This is a genomic window from Mesorhizobium argentiipisi (SeqCode), assembly GCF_037179585.1.
Lineage (GTDB): Bacteria > Pseudomonadota > Alphaproteobacteria > Rhizobiales > Rhizobiaceae > Mesorhizobium > Mesorhizobium argentiipisi.
Genome location: NZ_JAPYKO010000033.1, coordinates 39,348 through 64,421 on the forward strand (window position 1 = coordinate 39,348; position 25,074 = coordinate 64,421).

Genomic DNA, 25,074 nt, shown 5'->3' on the forward strand with positions numbered 1-25,074 from the left:
ACGGCCATCCGCCCCCAGACATACATGCCGGCTTCGTTCGTCAGGCCGCCTCTCTGACCTCGCCCTTCTGGTAGGGGTCGAAGCGCTGGTAGAAGGTCTCGCCCTTCTCGGCCATGTCGAGCAGAAGCTTCGGCGCCTTGAACTCGGCGCCATATTTCTTCTGCAGGCCCTTGGCGATCTTGACGAAGCGCTTGGCGCCGATGCCGTCGATGTAGGACAGCGCGCCGCCGGTGAAAGGCGCGAAGCCGAAGGCGAGGATCGAACCGACATCGGCCTCGCGCGGATCGGTGACGATGCCCTCTTCCATCACCCGCGCCGCTTCCAGCGCGATGGTGACCAAGAGGCGCTGCTTCAGCTCCTCATAGTCGACCTTCTCGGGCTTCAGCTGCGGATAGAAATCCTTCAGGCCCGGCCACAGCTTCTTCTTCGCTGGCTTCGCCGGATAGTCATAGAAACCCTTGCCGTTCTTGCGGCCGAAGCGGCCATGGGTGTCGACCATGGTGTTGATCAGCGCCATCTGCTTCGGATCGACGGCCTTGTCGCCGAGATCCCTGATGGTCTGCTTCATGATCTTCTGGGCAAGGTCGACGGCCGTCTCGTCGGTCAGCGCCAGCGGGCCGACCGGCATGCCGGCGGCCTTGGCGGCGTTCTCGATCATCGGCGCCGGGACGCCTTCGATCAGCATTTTGTAAGCTTCCGACATGTAGCGCAGCAGGCAGCGGTTGACGTAGAAGCCACGCGTGTCGTTGACGACGATCGGCGTCTTCTTGATGGCGCGCACGAAGTCGAAAGCGACGGCCAAGGCTTTGTCGCCCGTCTTCTTGCCGAGGATGATCTCGACCAGCATCATCTTGTCGACCGGCGAGAAGAAGTGGATGCCGATGAAGTTCTTCGGCCGCGCCGAGTTCTTCGCCAGGGCGGTGATCGGGATCGTGGACGTGTTCGAAGCGAAGATCGCCGAGGACTTCAGCACCGCTTCCGCCTTCTCGGTGGCGTCCTTCTTGACGCTTGAATCCTCGAAGACCGCCTCGACGACGAGATCGCAGCCGGCAAGATCGGCATAGTCCGCCGTCGGCGTGATCAGCGACAGGAGCTTGTCCTTGTCCTCAGGTTTGGCGCGGCCCTTCTTGACCTGATCGGCCATCAGGCTGTCGGAATGCTCCTTGCCCTTCTCGGCCGACGGCAGATCGCGGTCGAGCAGCACCACCGGAATACCGGCTCGTGCGGTGACATAGGCGATGCCAGCGCCCATGAAGCCGGCGCCGAGAATGCCGATCTTCTTGAACTTGGTGTCCGGCACGCCGGCAGGGCGGCGCGCGCCCTTGTTCAGTTCCTGCAGCGAGACGAACAGCGAGCGGATCATCGCCGCCGCTTCCTTCGACTGCATAATCTCGGTGAAATAGCGCTGCTCGATCCTGAGCGCCGTGTCGAAGGGCACCAGCAGGCCTTCATAGACGCATTTCAGGATCGCGGCCGCGGCCGGATAGTTGCCGTAGGTCTCGCGGCGCAGGATGGCGATGGCCGGCGGCCAGAGATTGGCGCCGGCCGCCGAATAGATCGGACCGCCCGGCAGCTTGAAGCCCTTCTCGTCCCAGGGCGCGACCGGCTTCAGGCCGTTCCTGATCATCGCCTTGGCGGTCTCGACGAGTTTCGAAGGCTCGGCGATCTCGTGGATCAGGCCCATCGCCTTTGCCTTCTGCGGCGACAGGTTCTGGCCGGTGGTCAGCATCTGCAATGCCTGCTGCTGGTCGGTCAGCCGCGGCACGCGCTGGGTGCCGCCGGCGCCGGGGAAGATACCGATCTTCACCTCGGGAAGCGCCATCTTCACCTTGTCGGAATCGGCGGCGACGCGGCCGTGGCAGGCGAGCGACATCTCGAAGGCGCCGCCCATGCAGGTGCCGTTGATCGCCGACACCCAAGGCTTGCCGGAAGTCTCGATCTTGCGGAACAGGCCGGTCATATAGCCGGCATTCTCGAACAGCGCCCTGGTCGCCTTCTCGAGATCCTTCTCCTTGTCGGCGGCGAAAGTGGCAAGCATCTTCTGCAGCATGGTGATGTCTGCGCCGCCAGAGAAGGTGTCCTTGCCCGAGGTGATGACGACGCCCTTGATGGCGGCATCGGCCGTCACCTTCTCGACGATGGCGTTCAACTCGCGCATCACCTCCTCGGTAAAGACGTTCATCGAGCGGTCCGGCATGTCCCAGGTGACCCGCGCAATGCCGTCGGCGTCCACGTCGAGGGTGAAATTGGTGTAGCTCATCGTCTCTCTCCCTCAGACGCGTTCGATGATGGTTGCGGTGCCCATGCCGGCGCCGATGCAGAGCGTGACCAGCGCGGTGTTCAAGTCGCGACGCTCCAGCTCGTCCAGCACCGTGCCCAGGATCATCGCGCCGGTGGCGCCGAGCGGATGGCCCATGGCGATCGCGCCGCCATTGACGTTGATCTGGTCATGCGGGATGTCGAAAGCCTGCATGTAGCGCAGCACGACCGACGCGAAGGCCTCGTTGAGCTCGAACAGGTCGATGTCCGACTGCTTCATCTTGGCGCGCTTCAGAAGCTTCTCGGTGACATCGACCGGACCGGTCAGCATCAGCACCGGTTCCGAGCCGATATTGGCGAAGGCGCGGATGCGGGCGCGCGGCTTCAGCCCCATCGCCTTCCCGGCCTTCTTGGAGCCCAGCAGCACGGCGGCGGCGCCGTCGACGATACCGGAGGAATTGCCGGCGTGGTGGACGTGGTTGACCTCCTCGACTTCCGGATGCTTCTGCACCGCGACCGCGTCGAAGCCGCCCATTTCACCGGGCATGACGAAGGATGGATTGAGCGAAGCCAGCGACTGCATGTCGGTTGTGGGCCGCATGTGCTCGTCATGATCGAGGATGGTGAGACCATTCTGGTCCTTGATCGGAATCACCGAATTCTTGAAACGGCCCTCGCCCCAGGCCTTGGCGGCGCGCTTCTGGCTCTCGACAGCGTAAGCGTCGACGTCATCGCGGGAAAACCCGTATTTGGTGGCGATCAGGTCGGCCGAGATGCCCTGCGGCACGAACCAGCCGGGCAGGCCGACGGAGGGGTCCATGAACCAGGCGCCGCCCGACATGCCCATGCCGACGCGCGACATCGATTCGACGCCGCCGGCAATAACGATCTCGTCCGCCCCTTGCGCGATCTTGGCGGCGCCGAAATTGATGGCGTCGAGACCCGAGGCGCAGAAGCGCGAGATCTGCATGCCGGGCGCCTTGGTGTCGTAGCCGGCCTCGAAGGCGGCGGCGCGCGGAATGACGGAGCCCGCCTCGCCGACCGGATCGACGCAACCGAAGATGATGTCGTCGATATTGCCGGTGTCGAGCCCGTTGCGGTCGCGCAGCGCTTCAAGCGTCCTTGCGGCGAGCCGCACCGCCGGCACCTCATGCAGCGAGCCATCCTTCTTGCCCCTGCCGCGCGGCGTGCGCACGGCGTCATAGACGTAAGCCTCAGTCATTTTCGTGCTCCTTGGCTTTGCCGGCCGCCGCGCTCAGAGAGAGCGCCCGATCAGCAATTTCATGATTTCGTTGGTGCCGCCGTAGATGCGCTGGACGCGGGCGTCGCGGTACATGCGGGCGATCGGGTATTCATTCATGTAGCCATAGCCGCCATGCAGTTGAAGGCATTCGTCGACGACCTTGCCTTGCAGGTCGCTGAGCCAGTATTTGGCCATCGAGGCGGTGACCGGATCGAGGCCGCCATCGATATGGCGGGCGACGCAATCATTGTAGAAGACGCGGCCGATCGTGGCCTCGGTCTTCAACTCGGCCAGCTTGAACTGGGTGTTCTGGAAATCGATGACGGCCTTGCCGAAGGCTTTGCGTTCCTTGACGTAGTCGATAGTGAGCGCCAGCGCCCGCTCGATCATGGCGATCGCTCCGGTGCCGATCTGCAAGCGCTCCTGCGGCAATTGCTGCATCAGCTGGACGAAGCCCTTGCCTTCCTCGTCGCCGAGCAGGTTGGAGGTCGGCACGCGCACGTCGTTGAAGAACAGCTCCGACGTGTCGTTCGACTTCAGACCTATCTTGTCGAGGTTGCGGCCGCGCTCGAAGCCCTCGACTTCGTCGGTCTCGACGACGATCAGCGAGGTGCCCTTGGCGCCCTTGTCGGGATCGGTCTTGGTGACGACGATGATCAGGTTGGCGAGCTGGCCGTTGGTGATGAAGGTCTTCGAGCCGCTGATCTTGTAATGGTTGCCGTCCTTCTCGGCGCGGGTCTTCACGCCCTGCAGATCGGAACCGGCGCCGGGCTCGGTCATGGCGATGGCGCCGATCAGCTCGCCGGTCGCCAGCTTGGGCAGCCATTTCTGTTTCTGCTCTTCCGAACCGTAATGGAGGATGTAGGGTGCTACGATCGAATTGTGCAGGCCGATGCCGAAGCCGTCGACGCCGACATGGCCGATCGCCTCGATGATGGCGCTCTCATGCGCGAAGGTACCGCCCGAGCCGCCATATTCCGCCGGCATGGAAGCGCAGAGCAGTCCGGCAGCACCCGCCTTCAGCCAGCTCTCGCGGTCGAACGTCTCGTTCTTCTCGAACTCGTCATAGCGCGGTGCGATCTCTTCGGCCATGAAGCGGGACGCCATGTCGTAGAGCATGCCGACCTCGTCCGCCGCCCAGGCGGGCTTCGGAAGACCCAGAATTTCGGCTGGATTTGTCATGCCATTTTCTCCGCGGCGCCGGCGTCCCCCTCCCCCTTGAGGGGAGGGTGGCCGCGAAGCGGTCGGGAGGGGTCGCCGGCGACACGCTCGGCCTCACCTTTGACAAACAGCGCAACGTGCCAGGCGCTATTGATAACATCCGGCTCGTCGATCCTAAGCACGACGTAGCCAAGCGATTGCAAATAAGAGTCGCGGTTCAAATCATGACGCTTGCCAGCCTCGGTTTCATGCAGGTCGCCGTCGACCTCCACAATGAGTTTGACCGAGGGGCAAACGAAGTCGACAATATACGGCCCGATCGGCGACTGCCGTCTGAACTTCAGGCCATGAACGGTAAGTTCGCGGAGTTCATACCACAGCAATGATTCCGCTTTCGTTGCATGAAGACGCAGCGAGCGCGCTTTCTGCCGCATTTCGAAACTGACCCGCGTACGGGGCATTGCGATAGTCCTTCTCCCAGTGCGCATCGTCAAAATTGACGTCGAGTTCGTCGCGGGCGACCCCTCCCGGCCCTTCGGGCCACCCTCCCCTCAAGGGGGAGGGAGACGCCGAGCATTTCTAGAACGCTTCCGCCGGCAGCGCCATTAGCGTGTCTGCACCGCTCGAAAGGCGGGCGAGACGCGTCGCCGTTTCCGGCATGATACGCTCCATGAAGAAGCGGGCCGTCATGAGCTTGGCGTCGTAGAACGCGCCGGCGCCATTGGCGCCTTCCGCCAGCTTCGCCTGCGCGCACTTCGCCATCTGCGCCCACATATAGCCCAGCGCCACCAGGCCGAAGAGATGCATGTAGTCGGTCGAAGCAGCACCCGCATTGTCGGGTTTGGCCATGGCGTTCTGCACCAGCCACATGGTGGCCGCCTGCAGGTCGTTAAGGCCTTTCTTCAGCGCCTTGGTGAAGGGCGCCATCTTCTCGTCGGCGCGGTTTTCCTCGCAGAACTCGCCGACCTCCTTGAAGAAGGCCTGCACGGCGCGGCCGCCATTCTGCGCCAGCTTGCGGCCGACGAGGTCGAGCGCCTGGATGCCGTTGGCGCCCTCATAGATCATGGCGATGCGGGCATCGCGAACGAACTGGCTCATGCCGTGCTCTTCGATATAGCCGTGGCCGCCGAACACCTGCTGGGCCATCACCGCGTGATCGAAACCCTTGTCGGTGAGCACGCCCTTGACCACCGGCGTCATCAGCCCGGTGTAGTCGTCGGCCGCCTGGCGGTCCTTGTCGTCACCGGAGCGATGCGCGACATCGGACTTGATCGCCGTCCACAGCGCCAGCGCCCGGCCACCCTCGTTGAAGGCCTTCATGGTCATCAGCGAGCGGCGGATGTCCGGATGGACGATGATCGGATCGGCCTTCTTGTCCGGTGCCTTGGCGCCCGACAACGAACGGCCCTGCAGCCGATCCTTGGCGTAGGAGACGGCGTTCTGATAGGCGATCTCGGAGACCGAAAGCCCCTGCAGGCCGACGCCGAGGCGGGCCTCGTTCATCATCGTGAACATGGCCTTCAGGCCGCCGTTCAATTCGCCGAGCAGCGTGCCCTCCGCCTCGTCATAGTTCATGACGCAGGTCGAGTTGCCGTGGATGCCCATCTTCTCCTCGATCGAGCCGCAGGAGAGCGTGTTGCGTTCACCGGGATTGCCCGAGCCATCGAGCTTGAACTTCGGCACGATGAACAGCGAGATGCCCTTCACGCCTTCCGGCGCGCCCTCGGCGCGGGCAAGCACCAGGTGGACGATGTTGTCCGACATGTCGTGCTCGCCGGCGGAGATGAAGATCTTCTGGCCGGAAATCCTGTAGGTGCCGTCGCCGTTGGGAACGGCCTTGGTGCGCAGCAGGCCGAGGTCGGTGCCGCAATGCGGCTCGGTCAGGTTCATGGTGCCGGTCCAGGTGCCCTCGATCAGCCTGGGCAGCCAGGTCGCCTTCTGCTCGGCCGTGCCGTGGGTGACGATCGCCGCGATCGCGCCTTGCGTCAGGCCGGGATACATCATCAGCGCCATGTTGGCGGAAACCATATATTCGGAAACAGCCTGGTGCACCGTGTAGGGCAGGCCTTGGCCGCCGAACTCGACGGGTGCCGCAAGCCCCATCCAGCCGCCTTCGCGATACTGGTCGTAAGCGTCCTTGAAACCCTTCGGCGTCGTCACCGAGCCGTCGTCATGGCGCACGCAGCCTTCCATATCGCCGACGCGGTTCAGCGGGTGCATGACGTTCTCGGCGAGCTTTGCGCCTTCGGCGAGGATCGCCTCGACCACGTCGGGTGTCGCGTCCGAGAAGCCCGGAAGATTGGAATAGCGTTGATAGCCCAGCACATCGTTGAGCACGAACAGCGTGTCCTGGATCGGCGCCCTGTAGATCGTCATGCCTTCCTCCGCCCCTTACGGTCCCGGCCAGCCAGCAAGTCGCCTGTCATGTCCTGGACAGAAGGCCGGGCCAATGTCGATGCCCGATAGCAAATATTGACGTTTGCGTAAACGTCAACTTCGTCGCAGCCAAAAATTTTGTGAGCGGTCAGGCATTGTGACGACAAAAAAGCCGCGCGGCTATAGCCACGCGGCTTTCTACGTCCGGCGTATTTCCTGAGAGGGGGATCAGCCGGCGGCGCTTGCCTGCGGCGCAGCGGTGCGCTCGCTGAGCATCTGTCGCACGATGGACATCGAATTGCTCAACTCCCCGATGGCGTCGTCGATCAGCGCGCGCTGCTTCTGCAAGCGGGCGAGCTGCTTCTCGGACTTGTCGAGCGCCAGCCGCAACTGCTTGGTGTTGGTGCCGGTCGGATCGTAGAGATCCATCATCTGCTTGACGTCGCGTAGCGAGAACCCAACCTTGCGCCCGAGCAGGATCAGCTTCAGCCGGGCCTTGTCGCGGCGGGTGTAGAGACGGGTCGAGCCATCGCGATGCGGATTGAGAAGGCCCTTGTCTTCGTAGAAACGCAGAGTGCGCAGCGTCACGCCGTATTTCTTGGCCATCTCGCCGATGCGGACGAATTCCTCGCCGGCCTCGGCCGGAACGTCATTGGTATTGGCCGAGGCTTCGCCGGGCGAAACAAGTTTCATGGTCACTGGCTTTCCCCTGATAGCGTCGCAGTGGCGGACCAAGCGTCGCCTGAATGGAAGCGGGGGCATGCTTCCAATCGTGGTTGCAACAAATCAATCGCAAGAGGCACGGCTTCGCACCTTTTACGTTTACGTCAATTCTATATCGAGAGCCGCCGGGTGACGCAAGGGCGTTGTCGAACCGGAACTTTATGCCGCACCCGGACGCCGGCGCATGATTATGCGCGACTTCTTAAGCTTGGTTAACGCCTTGTTTACTACGTTGGGCGAAATGTGCGCATGTCGGTCACCCGTGTTTATCCTGTAGCGAATTTTTCACGGTTTTTCGAAGCGCGGGTGAAAACCCGGGAAGCCTGTCTTCCTCCGCAGCAAAACCGCTCGGCTCGCTTCGTTCCCGGCAGGCTACTGGAGAAACCGGCCTCAAGCCGGCCATTCTGAACACGGGCGCATCGATGAACAGCAAGCGGTCCTATCTCGATACACTCAATGCCGGCAGGCAGCGCCGGCCGCACGCATCGCTCGAGGAACTGAACCGCTCGCTCGAAACGCTGGAGCAGCGGCTGGACCGGACGCGCGCCGACCTGCCCGACCGCCCCGACCCGCGGCGGCCGCCGGTCGAGCCGCGTTATCCAAGCACGCAGCCCTACGGCCAGCCGCGCTGGTACGAAGATACCTATTCCGCGCAAAGACCTTTGGACCCGCCGCAAAACCCGGCAACGCAGTATCCCGGCACGCAGAATCAGCGGCCGCAAGCTCGCGCTCCACAAAATCCGGCGCCCGGCGCCGCGCCCGCCTTCGGGCAGAACTATCAGGCGATAGCGCGTGACATCGACCGGGTGCGCGGCCAGGAAGACAGCGTCGCCATGGTCGGCAAGATCGCCGTCGAACTGCGCGGGCTGCGCGAGGAACTGCGCCATCAGATGACCGCCGGCCTGCAGCGCGAATTCGAAGCGTTTCGCCAGGACATCGACCGCGCCATGCAGGCGAACGGCCAACGCGGCACCAGCGGAATGCCGGACAAGAGCAGCGCCGAGCTCGGCCTCGAATTCGAGCGGCTTTCGGGCGCCATCCAGGCGCTCGCCGAAAAGAGCGACGACCGCAGCGTCAATCTGCTGCGGCTGGAACTGGAGCAGGTGAAAGGCGCGCTCGACACGCTGGCGCGCGAGGAAAGCGTGCAGAAGGTCGACCGCCGCTGGGACGATTTCGACCGCCGCTGGAGCGCTTTCGAGGACCGCGTCGATGCCGACCAGCGCAAGCGCGCGGAAGGCCCGAGCCTGTCGGTGCTGACAGACCGGCTCGAACAGATCAGCAGCGCCGTCAACAACCTGCCGGAATCGCTTTCGCTACGCTCGCTGGAGGAAAAGGTGCGTACGCTCGCCGGCGCGATCGACCGTTTCGCCGGCCAGCAGACCGCGCGCGGCAGCGAAACGCTCGCCATGATCGACGAACGGCTGGACGAGATTTCCCGTGCCATCGTCGCCTCGACGGTCGCCGCGCAGGCCAATGTCTTCGACCCCGAAACCTTCGGCCGGATCGAGAAGCGCATGGCATCGCTGGCGGCGCAGATCGAAGAGGTCGCGCAGTCGCGACCCGGCGCCGAGGTCATCGATCGCCTCAACCTTCTCACCAGCCGTGTGGATCAGTTGGCCGGACGTGCCGATCTTCCCGAACAGGCCATGGAACGGCTCGGCAGGCAGATCGCTTCCATCACGGAGAAGATGGACCGCACGCCGGCCTTGCCCGACGCTGACCAGATCTTCCAGGGTCTGGAGCAGCGCTTCGACGCACTGTCCATGCTGCTCGAGCGTCGCCAGGGCGATGCGATCGAACAGGGCAATATGCTGTTTCGCGACCTCGAGCGGCGGCTGGACGAGGTCGCGGACAGGCTCGACCAGCGCATGCACCAGGACGACGGCGCCGGCATCATGGAAGCGCTCGACGCCCGCTTCGCCGCGCTTGCCAAGCGCATTGAGACGCGCACACCCGATCCTGCCAACGAGATGGCAATCCGCGGACTGGAAAGCCGGCTCGAGGACATTTCCAGCCGGCTGGAATGGTCCGCGCAGCAGGTCGCAGGCATCGATCCGGCGCTGATCCGCAGCCTGGAAGCGCAAGTCGCCGGCCTGTCGGCACATCTTTCCAAGCCCAGCACGCCGCTGCCCGAATTCGAGGACATCAGCCCACGCCTCAACGAGATCGAGAAGTCGCTGGCCGGCACGCGTGATTCCATCCTGAGCGTGGCGCGCGAGGCGGCCGAGAGCGCCGTCAAATCGCTTACCGAGTCGACGTCCAGCACGGCCCAGACCAACGCGACAGCGGTGGCCGGCCTCGCCCAGGACCTGAAGACGCTCGAGGCACTCACCCGGCGCTCCGACGAGCGCAACTCACGGACATTCGAGGCGATCCACGACACATTGCTCAAGATCGTCGACCGGCTGGGCTCGCTGGAAGCGGGCGAGACCAGCGAAGCGGTCAGCGAACTGGTCGATCCGCAGCCGGCCGGGAAGCGCGGCGGCCGCAGCGGCAAGATCGCGGTGCAGGACGCGCCGTCGATGGACATCGACCAGCCGCTGCCGCTCACCGGAGACATGGCCAGCCTTGAAGGCCGCGCCGCAGCCATCATGCGCGACGAGCCGAGCGCGCAACGTACGCCTGCCGAGGCCGCGGCAGCGGCGGCCATGGCAGCCCTCGGACCGGATGCGGTCGGCGACAAGAGCGAGACGGCCGGCCGCAGAAAATCGATGTTCAGCGGCCTGGCGCGCGCCTTCAAGGGCAAGAAGGAAGCAGACACGCAGCCGCTTGCCGGCGCTGCACCGGCCGCCGACGTGCCAAGCGTCGACATCGACGAACCGCTCGATCCGAAGGCCGCCAACCGGCCATTGGAACCCGGTTCCGGCGCGCCGGACCTCAACGCCATTATGAAGCGCGTGCGCGACGAGCGCGGCGGTCAGCCGGTCAGGCGCACCGAGAGCGATGCCGCGAAGTCCGATTTCATCGCCGCTGCCCGCCGCGCGGCCCAGGCGGCTGCAGCCGAAGCCGACACGCTGAAGCGGCAGTCGACCATGACCGGCCCGGTAAAGGCGCTGAGGATCGGCGACCTGCTCAAGGCACGGCGCAAGCCGATCCTGATGGCTGCTGCCGCGATCATGATGGCGCTGGCCGGCCTGCAGTTGGGCAAGGCCTTCCTGTCCGATCCCGTCGAAACGGCCAACAACCAGCCCGCGCCGATCGTCTCCTCACAGACGGTCGATACGGCTTCGCTCAACGCGACCGCCGCGCCGCAAGCCGATACGCAAAAAACCGACATAGGGACCGCACAGGCCGAAAACCGTCCCGTCAGGCAGGCGGAGCCCCTCAAGGACGCTGCCCCGGCCGCTCCTATTCCTTCTAGTCCCGAAACTGCCGCCGCCATGCCCGCCGAACCGGCGCCCGCGCCGATGGCGCTTGCGGCGCCCGCCGAGCCGACGCCGACGGCTTCGGCGATGCCGTCCAAACCTGCCGCCGCAGCTGCCTCCGCGACGGATATGGATGGCTACATGCAGCCGATGGCCAAGGAACCTGTTGCGGCCAGTCCGGCGGCCGAGGGCGCCGCGGCCAGCGCGCCGGCTGCCACCTCCGCCGACACGACGGGCGCCGTGCCGCCGGCCGGAAGCCAGGCAGCCGCGGCCAAATTCGACATTCCTTCGGAAATCGGCCCGGTGGCGCTGCGCGACGCCGCCGCCGGCGGCGACGCCAAGGCGCTGTTCGAAGTCGGCTCGCGCTACGCGGAATCGCGCGGCGTCAAGGAAGACATGAAGGCGGCCGCCAAATGGTATGAGCAGTCGGCCGAGCTCGGTTTCGCGCCGGCCGAATACCGCATCGGCAATTTCTACGAAAAAGGCATCGGTGTCGCGCGCGACATCAAGAAGGCCAAGACCTACTACCAGCTCGCCGCCGAACAGGGCAACGCCAGCGCCATGCACAATCTGGCGGTGCTGTTCGCCATGGCGGCGGACGGCGTGACCGACAATGAATCGGCCACGCACTGGTTCCAGGAAGCCGCCGATCTCGGCGTCAAGGACAGTCAGTTCAACCTCGGCATCCTGGCCGCCAAGGGTGTCGGCATGAAGCAGAACCTGGAAGAATCCTACAAGTGGTTCGCGCTCGTCGCCAAGACAGGCGACAAGGACGCCGCCGCCAAGCGCGACGAGATCGCCAATGCGCTCAGGCCCGAGCAGCTCGAGCGGGCGCGGGCCGCCACGGAATTGTGGAAAGCCAAGCCGCTCAACGCGGCCGCCAATTCGGCCGACGTTCCGGAATCCTGGCAGGACAGCACGCCACAGACCACCGCCGGCATCGACATGAAAAAGGCGGTGAAGAACATCCAGCTGATCCTCAACAAGAACGGCTACGATGCCGGTGGCGCCGACGGCGTGATGGGCGGCAAGACCAAGAACGCCATCATGGCCTTCCAGACCGACAACAAGATGAAGCCGACCGGCGAGATCGACGCGCCGCTCGTCAAGGCGCTCCTGGCGCACAAATAACGGCAGACGCGTCGCATACGCGACGCCCTGCCACACATTTGCCTGTTAACTGATTGAGATGGTTTTTGTTTCGGCGCGGCGGCGGGGTTTGGATACGCCGCCGCGTCGTCGCAAGAAAAAATTGGCTTTTCGGTGCTTTACTGTCCGGGGACGGCACTATGCGCCGACAGACAAACTGATCGAGACAGACGGGTGGGCATCTATCTCCCGATCGCGGAAATTTCCGTCAACGTCTTCGTGCTGCTCGCGATGGGCGCGGCGGTGGGTTTCCTGTCGGGCATGTTCGGGGTCGGCGGCGGCTTCCTGATCACGCCCCTCTTGATCTTCTACAACATCCCGCCGGCGATCGCCGTCGCCACGGGCGCCAACCAGGTCATCGCCTCCTCTTTCTCCGGCGCGCTGTCGCATTTCAAGCGCGGCACGCTCGACTTCAAGCTGGGCGGCGTGCTTTTGGCCGGCGGCATCGTCGGCTCGACGGCCGGTATCTTCGTCTTTGCGCTCTTGCGCCGGCTTGGCCAGTTGGACCTGTTCATCTCGCTGCTCTATGTCGTGCTGCTCGGCACGGTCGGAGGGCTGATGCTGGTCGAAAGCGTCAACGCGCTGCGCGCCAGCCGCAGCGGCGCCGCACCCGTGCTCAAGAAATCCGGACAGCACAACTGGATCCACCGGCTGCCGTTCAAGATGCGCTTCCGCGCCTCGAAGCTGTTCGTCAGCGTCATCCCGGTGCTTGGGCTCGGCGCCGGGATCGGCTTCCTGTCGTCGATCATGGGCGTCGGCGGCGGCTTCATCATGGTGCCGGCGCTGATCTACCTGCTCAAGGTGCCGACCAATGTCGTCATCGGCACCTCGCTGTTTCAGATCATCTTCACCTCGGCCTACACCACGCTGGTGCATGCCACGACCAACCAGACCGTCGACGTGATCCTGGCCTTCCTGCTGATGGCCGGCGGCGTCGCCGGCGCGCAGTATGGCGCCAAGGCCGGCCAGAGGCTGCGCGGCGAACAGCTGCGCGCGCTTTTGGCGATGCTGGTGCTGGCCGTCGCCATCCGCCTTGCCGCGGATCTCTTCGTGACGCCGCCCAATCTCTATTCGCTGTCCGCCGCGGGGCTCAACTGATGGCGGCACGACGAGCATTTGCAGCCGCCGTCTCGTTGTCGATGCTCTTTGCCCTTTCCCCGGCGACGGCACAGACGCCGCCCGCCGAAAGCATACAGATCGGCCTGTCGACCGACGCCATTTCCATCACGGCAGGCTTCTCCGGCGCCGACCTCACGATCTTCGGATCGCTGGAAAATCCCGACCCGCTGATCGCGCGCCAGGGGCGTTACGACGTGATCGTCGTGCTCGAAGGGCCGCCAAGGCCGGTCGTCGTCCGACGCAAGGACCGGGTGCTCGGCGTCTGGATTAACCTAGACTCGGAGACGTTTGAGAACGTGCCGGTTTCCTATTCCGTCGCGACGACGCGGCCGCTGCAGGACATCGCCGAGCCTGCGAAATACAAGCAGCTCTCGCTTGGCGCGCAGAACCTCTACATGAAGCCCGCCGACGAGACCGACAGCCCGGCGACGATCGAGGAATTCACCGCCGCGCTCCGCGACCGCAAGGCAGCGACGGGCCTCTACAGCGAGAATGTCGGCGGCGTGCAATTCCTGTCGCAGAACCTGTTTCGCGCCACCGTGCGGCTCGCGCCCAACGTGCCGGTCGGAACCCACAAGGCCCGCGCGTTCCTGTTCAAGAGCGGCATGTTCGTCAAGGAAAGCTCGGCCCAGCTCGAAATCCGCAAATCCGGCTTCGAGCAGTCGGTCTTCCGCGTCGCGCATGACGATTCGTTCCTCTACGGCGTGTTTGCGATATCGCTGGCCATGCTGACCGGCTGGCTGGGCCGGCTCATCTTCCGCAAGGATTGATGCTTCGGGAAGAATCAGAAGACCCGTTTTCCGTTCAAACAGGGTTTCCCTTTTCCCGGTTTTGCGATACATCGCCGCCTCCTAGCCCTAGGGACAAGCACACACATTTCGAGTTCGGCAGAGCGGTCCGGCAATCCGGATGACGGCCCGCAACGCGTCGCCGACGATCTGCCGCCATGAAGCAAAGACAGGAGGCTGCGATGCGATCGGCATTCGGCGGCATCGATTTCGGCACGTCCAATTCCACCGTGGGCGTGATCCGCAACGGCAGGGCGCGACTGGTGGCGCTGGAAGGCGAGCAGCCCACTCTGCCGAGCGCCGTGTTCTTCAACTTCGAGGACGGCTACACCTATTTCGGCCGCCGTGCGATCAGCGACTACACTGACAGCATCGAAGGCCGGCTGATGCGCTCGCTGAAGAGCGTGCTTGGCAGTACGCTCGCCAACGAGAAGACGCGCATCAGGGCACGTCAGATCGGTTTCATCGACATCATCGGCCTGTTCATCGACCACCTCAAGAAGCGGCTGGAAGACGATGCCGGCGGCCCTGTCGACAACGTCGTGCTGGGCCGGCCCGTGCAGTTCATTGACGACGACGCGGCTGCCGATGCGAAAGCGCAAGGCGAACTTGAAAAGGCCGCCCGCGCGCAAGGCTTCAAGCACATCGCCTTCCAGTTCGAGCCGATCGCGGCGGCGCTCGATTACGAGCAGAAGGTTTCCCGCGAGGAGCTGGCGCTGATCGTCGATATGGGCGGCGGCACATCGGACTTCTCGATCGTCCGGGTTTCGCCGGAGCGCGCCCGCTCGACCGACCGCAAGGCGGACATCCTCGCCAACCGGGGCATCCATATCGGGGGCACCGATTTCGACCGGCTGCTCAGCATCGCCCATGTCATGCCCGAGCTCGGCTATCTGACGCGGACCAAGGACCACAAGCGCAACCTGCCGGCGGCCTATTTTATCGATCTGGCGACCTGGCAGCGCATCAACCTCGTCTACACCGCCAAGGCGATGAACGACCTGCGACAGATCCGCTACGAGGCCGAGCGGGCCGACCTCGTCGACCGCTTCATCCACGTCGTCGAGCATCGCTATGGCCATGCGATGGCGGGCCTAGTCGAGAGGGCCAAGATCGCGCTGACCGACCAGTCTTCGGCGGAGGTCAAGGTGTCGCTGCCCGGGGCGCGTTTCGCGGCCGAGATTACACGCGCCGGCCTCGAGGAGACGATCGGCGGCGATATCGAACGTGTGGCCGCGACGGTCCAACAGACGATCGCCGACGCCGGCATTGCCCCCTCGGCCATCACCGCCGTGTTCCTGACCGGCGGTTCGACCGCCATCCCGCTGGCAAAGCGGCAGATCCTGTCGCTGGTGCCGCAGGCCGCGGTCATCGAAGGCGATATGTTCGGCTCGGTCGGCCTGGGCCTCGCGCTCGACGCGCAGCGCAAATACGCCTGATTATTCCGCGCTTGCCGAGGCGTCCGCCTTGCCGGTGAGATGCGCCTTCAGCGCCATTTGCGCGAGGCTCGCCTGGCGGTCGCGATGCGTGATCATGGCGAAGTCGCGCTTCGGCAATTCGACCGGTACGGCCCTGAGGCTTCCCTCCGCCAAGGAGCGCGCGATCACCAGTTCCGAGATGATCGTCGCCCCCGCGCCGGCCTCGACCGCCTGACGCACGGCCTCATTGCTGGGCAGGACAAGGAAAATCTGCAGCTCGGCCGGCGGGACCCCTTGGCTGAGCGCGAAATCCTCCAGCGCCTCGCGTGTGCCCGACCCGCCTTCCCTGATGATCCAGCGCAGCGCCCTGATGTCGAGGTTCCCCGCCCGTGTCGTCGGAATTTCGGGATGAGCGCGTGCAACCACCAGCATCGGACGGTCTTCGTCGACCGTGGCGCGGCGCAGGATGTCGGACTCGGTGCGGCCCTCGACCAGTCCGAAATCGGCCCTGCCGTCCAGCACATTGGTCTCGACCTGCCTGGTGTTGCCGATCGTCACGCTCAGCTTCACGGCAGGATAGGCCTCGTGGAAAGCGGCGAGGCGACGCGGCAGCCAGTAGCTGGCGATGGTCTGGCTGGCTGCGATGGACAGGCTGCCGGCGACGGTCTGCGAGACATCCTCCAGAACGCCGCGGGCGGCCGCGGCGCGATCCAGAACAGCCTTCGCCTCCGGCAGGAAGCGGTGCCCCGTCTGGGCCAATTCGATGTTGCGGCCGACCCGGTTGAACAGGCGCACGCCGTGCTGGCTTTCGAGCGCGCGAATGGCAGCCGACGCGGCCGACTGCGAGATGCCGAGCCGCTCGGCGGCCTTGGTCATGTGACCGTGCTCGGCGACGGCGACGAAGATGCGCAACTGATCGAGAGTCATGGGCCAACTAAGAAGCAAAGTCGATCGGAATTACAAGAGCTGCTTGTTAGACGGATCAATTGCTTTGTTCTAAGTTTTTGACCGAAGTTGGAAAAAATTGGCCGTCAGAGGCCAAGAGTGGGAAATGGCAGGGCGCTTCAAATCCCTATTCGCGCATTGGAGCCGTCAGCTTAAGCGGCAGCTCGCCGGCGAGCGTTATCATCCCGAGCTTCATTACATGCGCGGGCCGGGACCCAAGACGAAGGCCAAGATGGCGAACGGCAAGAGCGTTCGCGGATCATGAGCAGACCCGCGCCGCGCGGCGCCAATTCCGCACCCTCGCAGCGGCCGCTGGCGGACAGCCGAGCACCGAACGAGGGCGACGGCGTCGAGACCTCGCCTGACGTCTCCGACCGCATCGCCAAGACTACCTGCTACATGTGCGCCTGCCGCTGCGGTATCGATGTCCACATCAAGGACGGCAAGGTTCGCTACATCAACGGCAACAAAGACCATCCGGTGAACCGCGGCGTGATCTGCGGCAAGGGCAGCGCCGGCATCATGCAACATTACAGCCCGGCGCGGCTGAGGAAGCCGCTGCTGAGGACAGGGCCGCGCGGCTCGGGCGAATTCCGGGAGATCGAGTGGGAGGAAGCGCTGACCATCGCTACCGAGAGGCTGTCGGCGATCCGGCGCACCGATCCGAGGAAGCTTGCCTTCTTCACCGGGCGCGACCAGTCGCAATCGCTGACCGGCTGGTGGGCGTCAAAATTCGGCACACCGAATTTCGCCGCGCATGGCGGCTTCTGCTCCGTCAACATGGCGGCCGGCGGGCTCTATACGATCGGCGGCTCGTTCTGGGAATTCGGCGAGCCTGACTGGGACAACACCAAATATTTCATGCTGTTCGGCGTCGCCGAGGACCATGATTCCAACCCAATCAAGATCGGCCTCGGCAAGCTCAAGGCACGCGGCGCCAAGGTGGTTTCGATCAATCCCTGCCGCACCGGCTACAATGCCATCGCCGACGACTGGATCGGCATTCGCCCCGGCACGGACGGCCTGTTCGTGCTGGCGCTCGTCCACGAACTGCTCAAGGCCGGATGCGTCGATCTCGACTATCTGCTGCGCTACACCAACGCGCCCGTGCTGGTCGTGCAAGAACCGGGATCCGCCGATGACGGGTTGTTCGTTCGTGACGACGGCGGTAACCCGCTTGCATGGGACAGGATGGCGAAGCGGCCGGTCAACGCACTCGACCCCGAAGCAAAGCCGGCGCTGACCGGCAGCTATGAGATCGGCGGGCGGCGTTGCGTGCCGGTCTTCCAGCTCATCGCCGAACGCTATCTCGACGAGACGTACTCGCCGAACGCCGTGGCAGAGCGCTGCGGTGTTGCCGCCGACACGATCCGGCGCATCGCGGCTGAGCTGGCGCATGTCGCCTTCGAGCAGACGATCGAGCTGCCGATCGCCTGGACCGACTGGGCCGGCCGGCGACGCGAGACGATCAAGGGACGACCCGTCTCGATGCATGCCATGCGCGGCATCTCGGCCCATTCCAACGGTTTTCACGCCTGCCGCGCCATCCACCTCCTGCAAGTGCTGCTTGGCACGGTCGATGTTCCGGGCGGTTTCCGCTTCAAGCCGCCTTACCCGCGCTCAGCGCCGCCGGGGCCTAAGCCATGCGGAAAAGACGCCCAGCCGATGACGCCGCTGGACGGCATGCCGCTCGGCTTCGTCTGCGGCCCGGACGATCTTCTCGTCGACGAGGCCGGCCGGCCCACCCGCATCGACAAGGCCTACTCTTGGGAAGCCCCCCTGGCCGCCCATGGGCTGATGCACTCGGTGATCCGCAATGTCTGGGCAGGCGATCCTTATCCGATCGACACGTTGTTGATGTACATGTCGAATATGGCATGGAACTCCTCGATGAACACGGTCGAGACGATTGCCATGCTGACCGACAAGGACGCGGCGGGCGCCTACAAGATCCCCTTCATCATCTATTCCGACGCCTACTATTCCGAGACGGTGGCGTTTGCCGACCTTGTGTTGCCCGACACCACCTATCTCGAGCGGCATGATTGCATCAGCCTGCTCGACCGGCCGATCAGCCATGCGGACGGCGCCGCCGACGCCATCCGCCATCCGGTGGTGCAGCCCGACCGCGACGTGCGGCCGTTCCAGTCCGTGCTGATCGAGCTCGGCGCGCGGCTCGGCCTGCCATGCTTCGTCGACGAGGACGGCTCGGCGAAATACCGCGACTATGCCGATTACATCGTCAACCACGAACGCATCCCCGGCATCGGCCCTTTAGCCGGCTGGCGCGGCAAGAATGGCGACGCGATCGGCAGGGGCGACGCCAATCCGGATCAGTTGCAGCGCTACATCGACAATGGCGGCTTCTGGCACCACGATTTTTCCGACGAGCAGCGCTATTACAAGATGGGCAACCGCGCCTATCTCGACTTCGCCGTGGAGATGGGTTTCATCCTCAAGGCCGAGCCTATCGTTTTCCAGCTTTATTCAGAGCCGATCCAACGCTTCCGGCTGGCGGCGCGCGGGCATGGAAAAGTTCAGCCGCCGGACGCCGAGCGCGGGCGCATCGAAGCCTATATGGATCCGCTGCCCTTCTGGTACGCGCCCCTCGAGGACGACACCGTCGATCTCGAAAAATATCCGCTGCATGCGCTGACGCAGCGGCCGATGCACATGTACCATTCCTGGGGTTCGCAAAATGCGTGGCTGCGGCAGATCACCAGCCAGAACCGGCTGTTCGTGCATACGCAGACCGCCACCGGTCTTGGCCTTTCCGACGACGACTGGGTGTGGATCGAAAGCATCAACGGAAGGGTGAAGGGCCAGATCAAGCTGGTCGACGGCGTGAACCCGGACACGGTCTGGACGTGGAACGCGGTCGGCAAGCGGCGCGGCAGCTGGGGGCTGAAGGACGATGCGGCGGAGAACAATCGCGGCTTCCTGCTCAACCACATCATCGGCGACCAGACCGCGGTCGACGCCACCGGCAAGCGCTATTCGAATTCCGATCCGGTCACCGGTCAGGCGGCATGGTTCGATGTTCGCGTACGCATAGTCAAATGCGCGCCGCAAGAAGCCGGCTTCACCGAGCCGCAATTCGAGCGTTTCGCCCAGCCTCCGCATTTCGAGCCTTCGCCCGAAGTGCTTCGCTTTGGCGCGGCGTTCCGCATGAAGAGGGAAGCCGCCGAATGACCTGTCTTCCCGCACAAACCGACAAGAAACTCGGCCTCGTCATTGATCTCGACACTTGCGTCGGCTGCCAGGCTTGCGTCACCGCCTGCAAGGAGTGGAACACCGGCGGCCACATGGCGCCGCTGACCGACATCGACCCCTTTGGCGGGCATGTCGACGGCGTCTGGTTCAACCGCGTGCATAGTTACGAGCACACGACCGAACAGGGCGACCGCACGGTGAACTTCCCGCGCTCCTGCCTGCATTGCGAGCAGCCGGCCTGCGTCACCGTCTGCCCGACCGGCGCCTCCTACAAGCGCGCCTCGGACGGCATCGTGCTGGTTGACGAGGATAAATGCATCGGCTGCAAATTATGCAGCTGGGCCTGTCCTTACGGCGCGCGTGAATTCGACACCGATGTTGGCGTGATGAAGAAATGTACGCTCTGCGTCGACCGTATCTACAACGACAATCTAGCTGAGGAGGACCGGGTGCCCGCCTGCGTCGCCGCCTGCCCGACCAGCGCCCGGCATTTCGGCGACCTCGGCGATCCGGCTTCGGCGATTTCGCAGCTTGTCGAGGAGCGTGGCGGCGTCGCGCTAATGCCGGAGCTCGGCTACAAGCCGACCAACAGATATTTGCCGCCGCGCGCCCGCAGCCAACGTGCGGCGAAGGTGGGCGCACCGGCGCTGGAGTCGATCAAGGCCGAGGGCGGCTTCCTCGGCTGGATCGACCGCATGCTTTCAAACTAGTCGCATGCATCCCGCTTTCTCGGTCGTCTTCTTCACCACCGCCACCGGGGCCGGCTACGGCCTGCTGGCGCTGCTCGGCCTGCTTGGTGGGTTAGGGTTCATTCCCGCCGACTTCTGGCTTGGCCTTGTAGGCATGGCATTGGCGCTCGGCTTGGTCGCGGCAGGGCTGTTGTCCTCCACCGGTCACCTCGGCCGACCCGAGCGCGCCTGGCGCGCCTTCTCGCAATGGCGCAGCTCGTGGCTGTCGCGCGAAGGCGTGGCCTCGGTCGCAACCTTCATTCCGGCCGCGCTGTTCGGCATAGGCTGGGTGCTTCTTGGGCAGAGCAGCGGCTGGGTGGCGGTCGTCGGGCTGCTGGCGGCGGCAGGCGCGATGGTAACGGTCTGCACGACCAGCATGATCTATGCTTCGCTGAAGCCGATCGCGCAATGGCACAGCCGCTATACTTTGCCGGCTTATCTCATCTTCGCAGCGATGACTGGGAGCGTTCTGGCGAACGCCTTACTCCAAGGGTTCAGGCAAGGTTCGACGGCGATGCTGGCCTGGGCTCTGCTTGCCACGTTGGCCGGCTGGGGCTGGAAGCTTGCGACCTGGCGCTACAATGATCAGCTGGAAATCCCGACCACCGTCAACACGGCGACGGGCCTCGTTGGCGGCAAGGTGCGGTCGATCGAATGGCCGCACACGGAAGAAAACTATCTGCTGAAAGAAATGGGCTTTCGCATCGCGCGCAAGCACAGCGCGAAGCTGCGGCTGATCACACAGGCGCTGGCATTCATTGCGCCGGCTATCCTGCTGGCGATCGCGTACTTCCTGCCATGGCCCTTGGGTGCAATCGCATCCATGCTTGCAGCCGTTGCGCAACTGGCCGGCATGCTGGTCGAGCGCTGGCTGTTCTTCGCCGAGGCGAAGCACACGGTCACGCTCTACTATGGCAGGCAGTAAGTTTCACCCCGGCCTCAACATCGAGCCGGAAATGGCAAAAATGCGCTCGGCACCGAGCATATAGGCCACCAGCGTTTCCAGGCGGAACAGGCCGGCGTAGGCGCGGTCGAGAACGTTGAGCGAGCCGGTGTAGGCGCCGAAGGCCGGCATGATCATGCGGCCGCCGTCGCCGGCGAAGCAGCGCCGCCGGACCGAGCGCCCGCGCTGGACGATGCGCGCGCACGGGTGGAGGTGGCCGGCGATCTCGCCTTCGACGCGCAGCTTCGACGGCTCGTGACGGAAGAGCAGCGAACCGAGGGCAAGCTCCTTGACCGTCTCGCCGGGCAAGTCGGCGGGCGCATCGGGATCGTGGTTGCCGGCGACCCAGAACCAATCGCGGCCGGCCATCATCGCTTCCAGGCGCTCGCGGAAGCTCTGGTGCATGCGCCCGGCGCCGCCGCCGTCATGGAAGGAATCGCCCAGGCTGAGGACGGTCCGCGGCTGGTAGTCGGCAATGACCGCCTGAAGCCGCAGCAAGGTGGCGCCAGTATCATAGGGTGGGATCAGCGCGCCGCGCCGGGCGAAGGACGAGCCCTTTTCGAGATGCAGGTCGGAGACGGCAAGCAATCGCAGATCGGGGAAATAGAGAACGCCGCGCCGGTCGCAGACCGCACGCTCGCCGGCGATGCCGACGAGATCGGCCTCGGCGATCAGCGTTGCGCGCGACAGCGAAAAATTCATCCCCTCTTAGGCCTTCTTTCAGTCCGCCATCTCCGGCCCCATGGCCTCTTCGACGAGGGTGGCGGCATCCATTAGCAGCGTCTCGTCCGCCTCGCCATTCACCGGCATCTTGCCGATTTCAAGCATGCTCGGCACGGCCAACGGCGATATCTGCTCAAGGTTCTTATGCATGATTCGACCGCGGATGCGCGAGAGCATCTCGGCAAGTCTGCTGACATCGAGCAACCCGGTCGCGGCATCCGTACGGGTGGCCTGCAGCAGAATATGGTCGGGTTCATGGCTGCGTAGCACATCATAGATGAGGTCGGTCGAAATGGTCACCTGGCGGCCGCTTTTCTCCTTGCCGGGATGGCGCTTTTCGATCAGTCCGGAAATCAACGCGCAGTTGCGGAAGGTGCGCTTCAGCAGCCAGCTGTCGGCGAACCAGGCTTCGAGATCATCGCCCAGCATGTCTTGATCGAACAGCGTGGCCAGCGACGGTTTTCTGTTCTTGAACATCCGGCCCATGTCGGCCAGCGACCAGATGGCAAGCGCATAGTCTGTGGCGACGAAGCCGACCGGCTTGGCTCCCGCCCGGTCGAGCCGTCGCGTGAGCAGCATGCCGAGCGTCTGATTCGCAAGCCTGCCTTCGAATGGATAGGCGACGAGGTAATGCCGGTTGCCGCGTGGGAAAGTCTCGATCAACAGGTCGTCGCGTTTCGGCAGGACGGACTTGTCCGCCTGAAACCGCAGCCAATCCGCCACCTGCTCGGGCAGTTTCTTCCAGCGCTGCGGGTCATCGAGCATAGCCCGCACCTGCTCGGCGAGGTAAGTCGAGAGCGGGAATTTACCGCCGCCATAATACGGCACCTTCGCATCGCTGCCGGGCGCGTCCGAGACGAAGCACTCGTTCTCGCGAATGCCTTCGAAGCGCAGGATCTTGCCACCAAACATGAAGGTGTCGCCGTGGGTCAAGGTCTCCAGGAATGCTTCCTCGATCTTTCCCAGCACCCTGCCGCCGCGCGAGGCTGCCCCCCTGCTGCCCGCCTGGACGTAACGCACATTGAGCGCCGGCACTTCGATGATGGTGCCGACATTGAGCCGGTATTGCTGGGCGACGGCCGGGTTTGAAACCCGCCATAAGCCTTCCTTGGTCTGCCGGATGCGGGCATAGCGCTCGTAATTTCTCAGCGCGTAGCCGCCGGTGGCGACGAAGTCGATGACCCGGTCGAATGTCGGCCTATCCAGGCTGGCGTAAGGTGCGGCCGTCCTTACCTCATCGAAGAGCACATCGGCATGAAACGGAGCCCCGCAGGCGCAACCCAGCACATGCTGGGCCAGCACGTCGAGCCCGCCATTGACAAGCGGCGGCGTGTCCTGGGCGCCGAGATAATTGGCATCGAGCGCTGCCCGACATTCCAGCACTTCGAAGCGGTTCGCTGGGATCAGGATCGCTTTCGACGGCTCATCCATACGATGGTTGGCGCGACCGATGCGCTGCGCCAGGCGGCTCGCTCCTTTCGGAGCACCGACATGCACGACCAGATCGACATCGCCCCAGTCGATGCCGAGATCGAGCGTCGAGGTGGCGACGATGGCGCGCAACGCGTTTTCGCCCATGGCCTTCTCGACGCGGCGGCGCTGGGCCACATCCAGCGATCCGTGATGGAGCGCGATCGGCAGCGTGTCTTCATTGACGCGCCATAGCTCCTGGAACAGCAACTCGGCCTGGCTGCGCGTGTTGACGAAGAGCAGCGTGGTCTTGTGCCGCTTGATCTCGCGGTAGATCTCAGGCGTGGCGTAGCGGGCGGAGTGCCCGGCCCAGGGCACCCGCTCTTCGGAGTCGAGGATCGATATCTCGGGCTTCGCGCCGCCCGTGACGACGATGAGCTCGGACATGGCGCCGGGAGAAGCCTGACTGACCAGCCAGCGCCGCAACTCGTCGGGCTCGGCCACCGTGGCCGACAGGCCAATGGTCTGCAACGCAGGAACAAAAGCGCGCAGCCGCGCCAGGCCGAGCGCCAGCAGATGCCCGCGCTTGGAGGTGACCAACGAATGCAATTCGTCGAGCACGACATAGCGGAGGTCCTCGAAGAAACGTCTGGCGCCGTTCGAGGCGATCAGCAGCGCGAGTTGCTCAGGCGTGGTCAGCAATATGTCGGGCGGCGCCAGTTTCTGCCGCTGGCGCTTGTGCGAAGGCGTGTCGCCGGTGCGCGTCTCGATGGTGACAGGCAAACCGATCTCCTCGACGGGCTTGCCGAGATTGCGCTCGATGTCGACGGCCAGCGCTTTAAGCGGCGAGATGTAGAGCGTGTGGATGCCGCGGCGGGCTTCGCCCGGCCTTCGCTTGGGACGGTTGGCCAACTCGGTCAGCGACGGCAGAAAGCCGGCCAGCGTCTTGCCGGCGCCGGTCGGCGCGATCAGCAGCACCGACTGGCCGCTTTGAGCCTTCGCCAGCAGCTCGAGCTGATGGACGCGCGGCGACCAGCCCTTTTCGCCGAACCATTTGACGAATGGCTCAGGCAGCAGGACGGCGGCATTCTGTTCGGCAAGGCGCGGCTGCTCGGTCACGCGCAAGAGGTAGCGCGGCGGCAAGCAATCGCCAAGGAAAATCGGAACAAAAGGGGATCATTCTTCCTTCTCCCCCTGCGGGAGAAGGTGGATCGGCGCGTAGCGCCGAGACGGATGAGGGGTGTTCCAGCTTGGCGCCGCTTACCCCTCACCCGGATTGCCATCCGATTTGGAAGGGCAAATCGGGGCAATCCGACCTCTCCCACAAGGGGGGCTTTGCACGGGGGAGTGAGTTCTGTTTGTTGGGCTAATGAGGCGGTTTTTTAAGGCCCAGGGGAGCGGTTTTGGGCGGCTTGCGGGGCATTTGCCGGGTTAGGCGGCCGATCCGCTGGACTGCGGACGCACTCCTCCTCATGCCCGTCGCTCAGCAGGTGGAAAGAGGGCGCCGATCA

The 25,074-nt window shown here is 64.4% G+C and carries 16 protein-coding genes; 7 read left to right on the forward strand and 9 right to left on the reverse strand.

What is annotated here, in order from left to right:
- Positions 1-40: 40 nt before the first annotated feature.
- The 6 genes from O7A05_RS29495 to O7A05_RS29520 form a co-directional block, all read right to left on the reverse strand.
- The gene (locus O7A05_RS29495) at positions 41-2,260 is read right to left on the reverse strand and encodes a 3-hydroxyacyl-CoA dehydrogenase NAD-binding domain-containing protein (RefSeq protein ID WP_337096678.1); all 2,220 of its coding nucleotides are present in this window, start codon (positions 2,258-2,260) and stop codon (positions 41-43) included.
- Between the two features lie 12 nt (positions 2,261-2,272).
- The gene (locus tag O7A05_RS29500) at positions 2,273-3,481 is read right to left on the reverse strand and encodes an acetyl-CoA C-acetyltransferase (RefSeq protein ID WP_337096679.1); all 1,209 of its coding nucleotides are present in this window, start codon (positions 3,479-3,481) and stop codon (positions 2,273-2,275) included.
- Positions 3,482-3,514: 33 nt separating this feature from the next.
- Positions 3,515-4,684 carry an acyl-CoA dehydrogenase family protein gene (locus O7A05_RS29505; protein WP_337096681.1) on the reverse strand — a complete coding sequence of 390 codons (1,170 nt, stop codon included), beginning with the start codon at positions 4,682-4,684 and terminating at the stop codon, positions 3,515-3,517.
- Positions 4,681-5,124 (reverse strand): endonuclease domain-containing protein, encoded by a 444-nt coding sequence (locus O7A05_RS29510; RefSeq protein WP_337096682.1) that lies wholly within the window; start codon positions 5,122-5,124, stop codon positions 4,681-4,683. Before O7A05_RS29510 ends, O7A05_RS29505 begins: the two co-directional genes overlap by 4 nt.
- A 118-nt stretch (positions 5,125-5,242) precedes the next feature.
- The gene (locus O7A05_RS29515; protein ID WP_337096684.1) at positions 5,243-7,039 is read right to left on the reverse strand and encodes an acyl-CoA dehydrogenase; all 1,797 of its coding nucleotides are present in this window, start codon (positions 7,037-7,039) and stop codon (positions 5,243-5,245) included.
- A 228-nt stretch (positions 7,040-7,267) separates the two neighbouring features.
- Complete coding sequence (locus tag O7A05_RS29520; protein WP_337096697.1) at positions 7,268-7,732, reverse strand: MerR family transcriptional regulator; 465 nt, start codon at positions 7,730-7,732, stop codon at positions 7,268-7,270.
- A 452-nt stretch (positions 7,733-8,184) separates the two neighbouring features.
- Between O7A05_RS29520 and O7A05_RS29525 the strand changes: the two genes are divergently transcribed.
- From O7A05_RS29525 to O7A05_RS29540, 4 genes are all read left to right on the forward strand, one after another.
- Entirely contained in the window at positions 8,185-12,258 is a 4,074-nt protein-coding gene (locus tag O7A05_RS29525; protein ID WP_337096685.1) for a peptidoglycan-binding protein, read from the forward strand.
- A gap of 192 nt (positions 12,259-12,450) precedes the next feature.
- Complete coding sequence (locus O7A05_RS29530) at positions 12,451-13,374, forward strand: sulfite exporter TauE/SafE family protein (protein WP_224512988.1); 924 nt, start codon at positions 12,451-12,453, stop codon at positions 13,372-13,374.
- Positions 13,374-14,165 (forward strand): TIGR02186 family protein, encoded by a 792-nt coding sequence (locus O7A05_RS29535; RefSeq protein WP_095765916.1) that lies wholly within the window; start codon positions 13,374-13,376, stop codon positions 14,163-14,165. The genes O7A05_RS29530 and O7A05_RS29535 overlap by 1 nt, the downstream gene beginning before the upstream one ends.
- 200 nt (positions 14,166-14,365) lie before the next feature.
- Positions 14,366-15,622: an Hsp70 family protein gene (locus O7A05_RS29540; protein WP_337096687.1), complete on the forward strand. Its 1,257-nt coding sequence runs from the start codon at positions 14,366-14,368 to the stop codon at positions 15,620-15,622.
- On the opposite strand, the gene O7A05_RS29545 is transcribed toward O7A05_RS29540, so the two are convergent.
- Positions 15,623-16,528, reverse strand: coding sequence for a LysR substrate-binding domain-containing protein (locus tag O7A05_RS29545; protein WP_337096688.1), 906 nt, complete (start codon positions 16,526-16,528; stop codon positions 15,623-15,625).
- 279 nt (positions 16,529-16,807) lie between these two features.
- Here O7A05_RS29545 and O7A05_RS29550 point away from each other — a divergent pair, with 279 nt between their 5' ends.
- From O7A05_RS29550 to O7A05_RS29560, 3 genes are read left to right on the forward strand one after another with little or no spacing between them, the layout of a single operon-like run.
- Complete coding sequence (locus O7A05_RS29550) at positions 16,808-19,738, forward strand: molybdopterin oxidoreductase family protein (protein WP_337096690.1); 2,931 nt, start codon at positions 16,808-16,810, stop codon at positions 19,736-19,738.
- Positions 19,735-20,469, forward strand: coding sequence for a 4Fe-4S dicluster domain-containing protein (locus tag O7A05_RS29555; RefSeq protein WP_337096691.1), 735 nt, complete (start codon positions 19,735-19,737; stop codon positions 20,467-20,469). The genes O7A05_RS29550 and O7A05_RS29555 overlap by 4 nt, the downstream gene beginning before the upstream one ends.
- A 4-nt stretch (positions 20,470-20,473) precedes the next feature.
- Positions 20,474-21,412 (forward strand): dimethyl sulfoxide reductase anchor subunit family protein, encoded by a 939-nt coding sequence (locus tag O7A05_RS29560; RefSeq protein WP_337096693.1) that lies wholly within the window; start codon positions 20,474-20,476, stop codon positions 21,410-21,412.
- Positions 21,413-21,415: 3 nt separating this feature from the next.
- Here O7A05_RS29560 and pdeM read toward each other — a convergent pair whose 3' ends face one another.
- Positions 21,416-22,132, reverse strand: a complete 717-nt coding sequence (pdeM, locus tag O7A05_RS29565; protein ID WP_337096694.1) for a ligase-associated DNA damage response endonuclease PdeM — start codon at positions 22,130-22,132, stop codon at positions 21,416-21,418.
- An 18-nt stretch (positions 22,133-22,150) separates the two neighbouring features.
- Entirely contained in the window at positions 22,151-24,682 is a 2,532-nt protein-coding gene (locus O7A05_RS29570) for a ligase-associated DNA damage response DEXH box helicase (protein ID WP_337096699.1), read from the reverse strand.
- Between the last annotated feature and the right edge of the window lie 392 nt (positions 24,683-25,074).

Bases quoted from the DNA above. Each gene is read 5' to 3' on its own strand.
- O7A05_RS29495 (WP_337096678.1), bottom strand. From the start codon at position 2,260: ATGAGCTACACCAATTTCACCCTCGACGTGGACGCCGACGGCATTGCG.
- O7A05_RS29500 (WP_337096679.1), bottom strand. From the start codon at position 3,481: ATGACTGAGGCTTACGTCTATGACGCCGTGCGCACGCCGCGCGGCAGG.
- O7A05_RS29505 (WP_337096681.1), bottom strand. From the start codon at position 4,684: ATGACAAATCCAGCCGAAATTCTGGGTCTTCCGAAGCCCGCCTGGGCG.
- O7A05_RS29510 (WP_337096682.1), bottom strand. From the start codon at position 5,124: ATGCCCCGTACGCGGGTCAGTTTCGAAATGCGGCAGAAAGCGCGCTCG.
- O7A05_RS29515 (WP_337096684.1), bottom strand. From the start codon at position 7,039: ATGACGATCTACAGGGCGCCGATCCAGGACACGCTGTTCGTGCTCAAC.
- O7A05_RS29520 (WP_337096697.1), bottom strand. From the start codon at position 7,732: ATGAAACTTGTTTCGCCCGGCGAAGCCTCGGCCAATACCAATGACGTT.
- O7A05_RS29525 (WP_337096685.1), top strand. From the start codon at position 8,185: ATGAACAGCAAGCGGTCCTATCTCGATACACTCAATGCCGGCAGGCAG.
- O7A05_RS29535 (WP_095765916.1), top strand. From the start codon at position 13,374: ATGGCGGCACGACGAGCATTTGCAGCCGCCGTCTCGTTGTCGATGCTC.
- O7A05_RS29540 (WP_337096687.1), top strand. From the start codon at position 14,366: ATGCGATCGGCATTCGGCGGCATCGATTTCGGCACGTCCAATTCCACC.
- O7A05_RS29545 (WP_337096688.1), bottom strand. From the start codon at position 16,528: ATGACTCTCGATCAGTTGCGCATCTTCGTCGCCGTCGCCGAGCACGGT.
- O7A05_RS29550 (WP_337096690.1), top strand. From the start codon at position 16,808: ATGAGCAGACCCGCGCCGCGCGGCGCCAATTCCGCACCCTCGCAGCGG.
- O7A05_RS29555 (WP_337096691.1), top strand. From the start codon at position 19,735: ATGACCTGTCTTCCCGCACAAACCGACAAGAAACTCGGCCTCGTCATT.
- O7A05_RS29560 (WP_337096693.1), top strand. From the start codon at position 20,474: ATGCATCCCGCTTTCTCGGTCGTCTTCTTCACCACCGCCACCGGGGCC.
- pdeM (WP_337096694.1), bottom strand. From the start codon at position 22,132: ATGAATTTTTCGCTGTCGCGCGCAACGCTGATCGCCGAGGCCGATCTC.